Origin of the sequence: Streptomyces sp. NPDC059679 (genome assembly GCF_042734105.1) — a bacterium.
In the GTDB taxonomy this organism is placed as follows: domain Bacteria; phylum Actinomycetota; class Actinomycetes; order Streptomycetales; family Streptomycetaceae; genus Streptomyces.
The window spans coordinates 23,598-30,846 of record NZ_JBHWES010000102.1 but is presented as its reverse complement, the minus strand read 5'-3'; the positions used below and the strand labels follow the sequence as shown (position 1 = coordinate 30,846).

Annotated in this window: 8 protein-coding genes; 6 read left to right on the top strand and 2 right to left on the bottom strand. The window is 73.0% G+C overall.

The window, feature by feature from the left end:
• The 6 genes from ACFV2X_RS51620 to ACFV2X_RS51595 all read left to right on the top strand — a co-directional run.
• Positions 1–216 (top strand): hypothetical protein (locus tag ACFV2X_RS51620; RefSeq protein ID WP_385630341.1); only part of this gene is annotated, 216 nt, incomplete at its 5' end.
• Positions 217–270: 54 nt separating this feature from the next.
• Positions 271–876 carry a YdbC family protein gene (locus ACFV2X_RS51615; RefSeq protein WP_385630339.1) on the top strand — a complete coding sequence of 202 codons (606 nt, stop codon included), beginning with the start codon at positions 271–273 and terminating at the stop codon, positions 874–876.
• 28 nt (positions 877–904) lie between these two features.
• The gene (locus ACFV2X_RS51610) at positions 905–1,576 is read left to right on the top strand and encodes a histidine phosphatase family protein (protein ID WP_385630337.1); all 672 of its coding nucleotides are present in this window, start codon (positions 905–907) and stop codon (positions 1,574–1,576) included.
• Positions 1,576–2,466 (top strand): ADP-ribosylglycohydrolase family protein, encoded by an 891-nt coding sequence (locus tag ACFV2X_RS51605; protein WP_385630335.1) that lies wholly within the window; start codon positions 1,576–1,578, stop codon positions 2,464–2,466. Before ACFV2X_RS51610 ends, ACFV2X_RS51605 begins: the two co-directional genes overlap by 1 nt.
• 205 nt (positions 2,467–2,671) lie before the next feature.
• Positions 2,672–3,373: a ribonuclease HII gene (locus ACFV2X_RS51600; RefSeq protein WP_385630345.1), complete on the top strand. Its 702-nt coding sequence runs from the start codon at positions 2,672–2,674 to the stop codon at positions 3,371–3,373.
• Positions 3,374–3,433: 60 nt separating this feature from the next.
• Entirely contained in the window at positions 3,434–4,093 is a 660-nt protein-coding gene (locus ACFV2X_RS51595; protein ID WP_385630333.1) for a hypothetical protein, read from the top strand.
• Between the two features lie 25 nt (positions 4,094–4,118).
• Here the strand turns inward: ACFV2X_RS51595 and ACFV2X_RS51590 are convergent, their stop codons facing one another.
• Positions 4,119–4,742, bottom strand: coding sequence for a hypothetical protein (locus ACFV2X_RS51590; RefSeq protein WP_385630331.1), 624 nt, complete (start codon positions 4,740–4,742; stop codon positions 4,119–4,121).
• 218 nt (positions 4,743–4,960) lie between these two features.
• Positions 4,961–7,153 carry a DEAD/DEAH box helicase gene (locus ACFV2X_RS51585; RefSeq protein ID WP_385630328.1) on the bottom strand — a complete coding sequence of 731 codons (2,193 nt, stop codon included), beginning with the start codon at positions 7,151–7,153 and terminating at the stop codon, positions 4,961–4,963.
• Positions 7,154–7,249 lie beyond the last annotated feature (96 nt).

Sequence of the window (7,249 nt, the reverse complement as noted above, 5' to 3'; positions counted from 1 at the left end):
GTGCGTGGGCTGCGGCTCCACCAGCGGCTGCAGCTGAACCCCGCCCCCACGCGGGCGAACCGCTTCGGCGGGTTGCGGGCCGAGGCCCCGCACCCCGCCTTTGTCGCCGCCTTTGTCGCTCCGGGGCATGAGCCTGGTCGCTCTGAGGGGTGTGCGCCAGGCGTACGGCCGAGCGGATCCTCGAACGTGCTGCCGCCGGGCGACCCCCATGCGTAGCCGGACTCCTTCAGTCCGTGATGCGGGCCACCTTCGGGGCCGTACGATGGCGCGGTGCTGGTCAAGTGGATTCGCTGCACCGTGGTGGACCGCCGCGGTTTCGAGCGGGGGCAGCGGAAGTGGGCGGGGTTGCTCGGCGAACCGGGTTTCCGGGGGCAGGGCGGCGGCTGGAGCCGGGGGCGGCCGAATGTGGCGCACATCTTCGCGTTCTGGGAGAGCAGAGCGTTCTACGACTCCTTCATGGCGCGCTCCCACGACCGGCTGGCGGCCGCGCAGTCCGGCACATACCGGGACATGCAGGTGCGGCTGTTCGAGTACCGCTTCGATGTGAAGGTGGGCTTCCAGCCGCGGTTCACGGACGCGGACGTGGTGCGGGTGGCGCACTGCCGGGTCCACCCGGACCGGGTGGAGCACTTCACGCTGGTGCAGGAGAAGGTGTGGAATCCGGCGATGGCCGGGTCGCCGGGGATGGTGCGCGGGGTGTTCGGGGAGGCTCCCGGCGGTGAGTTCCTGGTGCTGTCGATGTGGAATTCGGCCGCCGAGCACGGCAAGTACCGCGTGGAGCGGGTGGAACGGCTCGCCCTGCGCGCGCAGACCGAGGCGGACGTAGCGGCGATCGCGGGCGATGTCGTGGGGGTCGAGTCCTCCTGGACGGTGTGAGCCGGGGCCGGTGGCCTAGGGTGGCCGCATGGCACGACCCCGGCGCATCGTTCTCGTACGGCACGGCGAATCGGAGGGGAACGTTGACGACACGGTGTACGAGCGGGTGCCCGACCATGCCCTGAGTCTGACGGAGACCGGGCGGCGGCAGTCCGTTGAGGTGGGGGAGCGGTTGCGCGCGATCTTCGCCGACCAGCGGGTCTCGGTCTATGTCTCGCCGTACCGACGCACCCACCAGACCCTGGAACTGCTCGGCCTCGACCCGTCGCGCACCCGCGTCAGGGAGGAGCCGCGGCTGCGCGAACAGGACTGGGGAAACTGGCAGGACCGGGAGGACGTCCGTAAGCAGAAGGCATACCGGGACGCCTATGGGCACTTCTTCTACCGCTTCGCCCAGGGAGAGTCGGGCGCCGACGTCTACGACCGGGTGGACGCCTTCCTGGAGAGCCTGTGGCGCAGCTTCGAGGACCCCGCCCATCCGCCGAACGTCCTGCTGGTGACCCATGGGCTGACCATGCGGCTGTTCTTCATGCGGTGGCTGCACTGGACCGTCGCGGAGTTCGAGTCGCTGTCCAACCCGGGCAACGGCGAGACACGGGCCCTGGTGCTCGGCCCCGACGGGCGGTACCACCTCGACCGGCCCTTCGAGCGCTGGTGCGCTCCCGAGCCCTATGGCCTTACCAGTTGGAGTGCGCGCTGATGACCGGAGACCGATTCCAGCGGGCCCTGCGGAGCCTGCGTGGGCTGGCCGTGGGCGATGCCCTCGGCTCCCAGTTCTTTGTACCTGTCAACTATCCGCTGCTGGGGCGGCGCGAGCTGCCGCCCGGGGCCTGGCAGTGGACCGATGACACCGAGATGGCGGGCTCGGTGCTGGCCGTTCTGGTCACCCATGGCCGTATCGACCAGGACGCGCTCGCCCATTCCTTCGCCGAGCACCATGACTTCGACCGCGGCTACGGGCCCGCGGTGAACCGGATGCTCAGGCTGATCAGAGAGGGCGGCGACTGGCGGGAGCTGGCCGCGGGCCTGTTCCAGGGGCAGGGTTCATGGGGCAACGGCGCCGCGATGCGGATCGCGCCGCTGGGCGCCTGGTACGCGGGCGATCCGGAGCAGGCCACGCACCAGGCGGAGATCTCCGCGTACACCACGCACCAGCACCGGGAAGCCGTGGCGGGGGCGATGGCGGTGGCCGCGGCGGCGTCGCTGGCCGCCGATCCGGCGGGCGTCGGCGGGCCGGACGCCCTGCTGGGCCGGGTGATCTCGCTCGTCCCGCGCAGCGCCGTCCAGGCGGGGCTGCGCCGCGCCCGTGACATGCTCGACTACGCGGACGCGGGGACCGTCGCGGCGGTGCTCGGCTGTGGCCGCCGCACAAGCGCGCACGACACCGTGCCGTTCGCCCTGTGGTCGGCGGCCCGGCACCTCGGCGCGTTCGAGGAGGCGTTCTGGACGACCGCCCAGGTGGGCGGGGATGTGGACACCAACTGCGCCATCGTCGGGGGCGTGATCGCGGCCGCGGCGGCCGGTGCGCCGCCGGGCGAGTGGCAGGACCGCGCCGAGCCGCTTCCGGACTGGGTCCCGGCCGCGGGCTGACGCGCGCTGAAACGCACTGACCTGCGCCGACGCGGGAGTGACACGCAGTGCCCACGGGACGTTCCCCCGGCGCCCGGCCCGCACCGTCGAATCGCCCACGGGCGCTGTCGCGTTGAGTGGGGGCGGTCCACGAGGGCCGGTCGCGGGCCGCCAGGCATAACCCGGTGCACGAGCGGTGCCCGGGCGGCGTAATCTGGTCCTCGCCATGGTCTACGAACCGCCCACTCACCGCGTCGAGCGCTCGCTCCGCGCCACCACAGGAGCCAAGATCGTCGTCGGGATCGACGAGGTCGGGCGCGGGGCCTGGGCCGGTCCGGTGACGGTCTGCGCGGCGGTCACCGGGCTGCGGCGACCGCCGGCCGGGCTCACCGACTCCAAGCTGCTGAGCCCCAAGAAGCGCACGGCGCTCGCCCAGGAGTTGGAGACGTGGGTCACCTCATACGCCCTTGGCCATGCCTCCTCCGAGGAGATCGACGATCTGGGGATGACGGCGGCCCTCCGGCTCGCCGCCACCCGCGCGCTCGACGGACTGCCCGTGCGCCCCGACGCGGTGATACTCGACGGGAAGCATGACTACCTGGGCACGCCCTGGAAGGTCCGTACGGTCATCAAGGGCGACCAGTCCTGCGTGGCCGTCGCCGCGGCCTCGGTGATCGCCAAGGTCCGGCGGGATACGCTGATGGCCGAACTGGGAGCCGCCCACGCGGACTTCCGCTTCGGCGACAACGCGGGGTATCCGTCGCCCGCGCACCGCGCCGCTCTGACGGAGTTGGGTCCCACCCCCTACCACCGGTTGTCCTGGGCATATCTGGACGGATTGCCCCGCTGGCGGCACCTCAAGCGGGTCCGCAGCGTTCCCGGACCGGCCGATGCGGAGGATTCCGGTCAACTCGGCTTCGACTTCTGAACGGTTTATTCCACCCACCCGCCGATGCGACTCGCACCGACGTTTGATAGACATCAGCCCATGCCTCTCATCCCCGAGGAGCCTCAGATTCACGAGAGTGTCCCGGGTCCTCGCGCGACACCGGCCGCAGGCCGCACCGCGCCGACCCCTCGTCCCGTCCCTGGCCCCGGCCCCCGGCCCGCTCCACGGCGGCCCGGCAGCCCCGGCCCCAACCGCGGCTCCACCGCGACCCCCTCGGCCCCGGCCCAGCGCACCGCTGGTGACGTGGCCAGGCCCGGTCCGCCCGCCGGTGCGGCCAAGGCCGCGCCGCCCGTCTCTTCCGCGAAGCCCGCCGGTCCGCAGCTCCAGCTGATCCCCGCCTCTCCGGAGGGGGCCCTGGACGCGGCGGACGAGGCCGTCGACCTGCTGCTGGACTCCGGCCGGGCGCCCGGCGAAATCCTGGTGCTGACCACTGGGGAACAGCATCCGTGGGCGGCGCATGAGCTGTCCTTCGGTGAGGCGTCCTACTGGGCGCAGCAGGACGCCGGTGACGACGTCTTCTACGCCGCCACCGCTGCCCGCCGCGTCACGGCCCGCCCGGTCGTGGTCGTCGCGGTCAACGGGGGAGCCGACGACGCCGTCGCCCGCGCACTGCCCGAGGCGATGCGCCGGGCCGGAACGCTGCTGATCGTCTGCGGCGACTCCGAGCGGATCAACACCCTCATGACCGCGGGCGTCTGAACGAGCCCCGCGGGCGCGCGGCTGCTCACACGGCCGCGGAGCGGCGCAGCGCCTCACGCGCTTCACCGTGGGGGTGCGGTACCGCCGCCGTGACGCTGTCGGCGGTGGTGGTGCCGAAGCCGAGGCCGCTGTGGCGGGAGGCGGAGTGCGGCCGACGGCCGCCCCGCCCTTCGCCCAGCACCTGCCAGCCCGCCCGGGTCAGCGTGATGTAGGCGCCGCAGCGCAGCCCGTGCAGCGTGCAGGCATCGCGCAGGCCCCACATCCAGGCGCCGTCCTCCTCCGTCCACTGGCTCTCGCCGTCCCGGCAGTAGAGCAGCACGGCGGTACGGACCGGTGTGCGGCGCCGCAGATCGTGCGGGATGACCCGGCGCAGCTGGGCCAGGAGCGCGTTTCGGAACTCCCAGCCGTCGGCGGCCCAGGAGCGGCGCCGGGTGAACGAGGCACTGGCCGCCAGCCGCTCCTCCGGATCGAGGACCGCGACCACTGCCATCGAGGGTGTGGGCAGATGGCGGCTGTGCAGGCCGGTGACAACCTCACGTGGATTGCGCAGCAGCGGAATGCCGGCAGCTGCCCACTCTGCGGGCTCGAGCATCCGGCCAAGCCCGGAAACGTGATCGGTGGCCGGCGACGGAGCGAAGCCGAAGGTCACGGTCCTCCCTTCGTCTGCGCGCCCACGGTCCGTGCGAAGGTCGGGCATGGGCGCACGCCACGACACGGCTCCGGCGCACCACGGGCGGCCCGGAAGCAGGGAACTGCTTCAATTCTTGCGGTCGTACTGGCGCGCGGCAACGAGCAATTGGCACACCTGACCGGTTTGGGCCGGTCCGCCGTCAATATTCCGCGAGCCGCCCTCACCTGCGGCGGCGGTCATCCCTGCACCGCGAGGACCAGCGGAAAGACCGCCTCAGCCCCGGCCCGGCGGAGCAGCCGGGCGGCCACCGCCAGCGTCCAGCCGGTGTCCGCCAGGTCGTCGACGAGGAGCACCGGCCCGGAGGTCTGCCCGAGAGCGTCGGCCAGCGCGGGCGGCACCGTCAGCGCGCCGTGCAGCGCCCGCAGCCGCTGGGCGCTGTTGGTGCGCGGCACCCGGGTGTCGGTCCCGGAGTCGAGGTAGGAGACCGAACCGAGCAGGGGCATCCGGCCGACGGAGGCGATCCGCTCGCCCAGCGTCTGGATCAGCCGCGGCCGGGTGTGCGAGGCCACCGTGACCACGCCGACCGGCCGGGCCGGAGCGTCCGGCGCCCCCGACGCCCAGCCGCCGGGCCCCTTGGCCCAGTCGGCGAGCACCGTCACCACGGCGTTGGCCACATCGTCCGGAACCGGCTCGTCCGGGTTGTGCGGGGCGAGCAGCGGCCGCAGCCGGTTTCCCCAGCCGATATCGGAGAGGCGGCCGAGCGCCCGCCCGGGGGCGGCCTGCGCACCCGCCGGGATCCGGCCCTTGAGCTCGACGCCGACCGCGGGCAGTCCGGTCGGCCACATACGGCGCGGCTCCACCTCGACGCCGGGGCGCCCCAACTCGCCACGCGCCGCCTCCAGCGACGCCGCGGACACCTCGGCGGTGAACCGGGCCCCGGCACAGTTGTCGCAGCGCCCGCACGGCGCCGCCGCCTCGTCGTCCAGTTGCAGCCGCAGGAACTCCATCCGGCAGCCGGGCGCCGAGGCGTAGTCCCGCATCGCCTGCTGCTCGGACTCCCGCTGCCGCGCCACCCATGCGTAGCGCTCCGCGTCGTACGCCCAGGGCTGCCCCGTCGCGGTCCAGCCGCCGCGCACCCGATGGACTGCGCCGTCCACGTCGAGCACCTTGAGCATGATCTCCAGGCGCGAGCGGCGCAGGTCGACCTGCGGTTCGAGCGCGGGCAGGGACACCGGCCGGTCCGCCGCCGCCAGCACATCGAGCGTGCGGCGCACCTGCTCTTCGGACGGGAAGGCGAGCGAGGCGAAATAGCGCCAGATGGCCTCGTCCTCACGGCCCGGCAGCAGCAGCACTTCGGCGTGCTCCACGCCACGCCCGGCCCGACCGACCTGCTGGTAGTAGGCGATGGGGGAGGAGGGCGAGCCCAGGTGGACCACGAAGCCCAGATCCGGCTTGTCGAAGCCCATGCCCAGCGCGGAGGTGGCCACCAGGGCCTTGACCCGGTTTCCCAGCAGGTCCTCCTCGGCCTGCTGACGGTCGGCGTTCTCCGTCTTGCCGGTGTAGGAGGCGACGGTATGGCCGCACTGCCGCAGGAACGCGGTCACCTCCTCGGCTGCGGCGACCGTGAGGGTGTAAATGATCCCCGAGCCCGGGAGCTCGGGGAGATGGTCGGCGAGCCAGGCCAGCCGGTGTGCCGCGTCCGGCAGCCGCAGCACACCCAGGCTCAGACTCTCCCGGTCCAGGGGCCCGCGCAGCACCAGCGCCCTCGAGCCGTCCGCGCCGGAGCCATCCGCCGCCGACGGCCCGCCCGTGCCCAGTTGGTCGGCGACGTCCGCGGTCACCCGGGCGTTGGCAGTCGCGGTCGTGGCCAGCACGGGCACGCCCGGCGGCAGGTCGGCGAGCATGGTGCGCAGCCTGCGGTAGTCGGGGCGGAAGTCATGGCCCCAGTCGGAGATGCAGTGTGCCTCGTCGACGACCAGCAGGCCGGTGGCCGCGGCGAGCTTGGGCAGCACCTGGTCCCGGAAGTCGGGATTGTTCAGCCGCTCGGGGCTGACGAGCAGCACATCCACCTCACCGGCGGCCACCTCGGCCTGGATGGTGTCCCACTCCTCGGTGTTGGCGGAATTGATCGTGCGCGCGCGGATACCGGCCCGCGCGGCGGCCTCGACCTGGTTGCGCATCAGCGCCAGCAGCGGCGAGACGATCACCGTCGGGCCGCTGCCGCGCTCGCGCAGCAGGGAGGTGGCGACGAAATACACCGCGGACTTGCCCCATCCCGTGCGCTGCACGACCAGCGCCCGGCGGCGGTGGGAGACCAGCGCCTCGATCGCCCGCCACTGATCCTCCCGCAGGCGGGCGGAGCCGGAGGGATCCCCGACGAGGCGGGCCAGGACGCGGTCGGCCGCGATGCGCAGGTCTTCGTCGCTCATGCCCCCATGCAACCCGATCCCACCGTCATCGCGCGAACCAGGCCCCAAGCCTGTGGATAACGTTATCCACAGGCCTGGCGGGCCAGGCCCGGCTGG

Coding starts and splice junctions, on each gene's coding strand:
- ACFV2X_RS51610 (WP_385630337.1), top strand. CDS start 905: ATGGCACGACCCCGGCGCATCGTTCTCGTACGGCACGGCGAATCGGAG.
- ACFV2X_RS51605 (WP_385630335.1), top strand. CDS start 1,576: ATGACCGGAGACCGATTCCAGCGGGCCCTGCGGAGCCTGCGTGGGCTG.
- ACFV2X_RS51585 (WP_385630328.1), bottom strand. CDS start 7,153: ATGAGCGACGAAGACCTGCGCATCGCGGCCGACCGCGTCCTGGCCCGC.
- ACFV2X_RS51600 (WP_385630345.1), top strand. CDS start 2,672: ATGGTCTACGAACCGCCCACTCACCGCGTCGAGCGCTCGCTCCGCGCC.
- ACFV2X_RS51595 (WP_385630333.1), top strand. CDS start 3,434: ATGCCTCTCATCCCCGAGGAGCCTCAGATTCACGAGAGTGTCCCGGGT.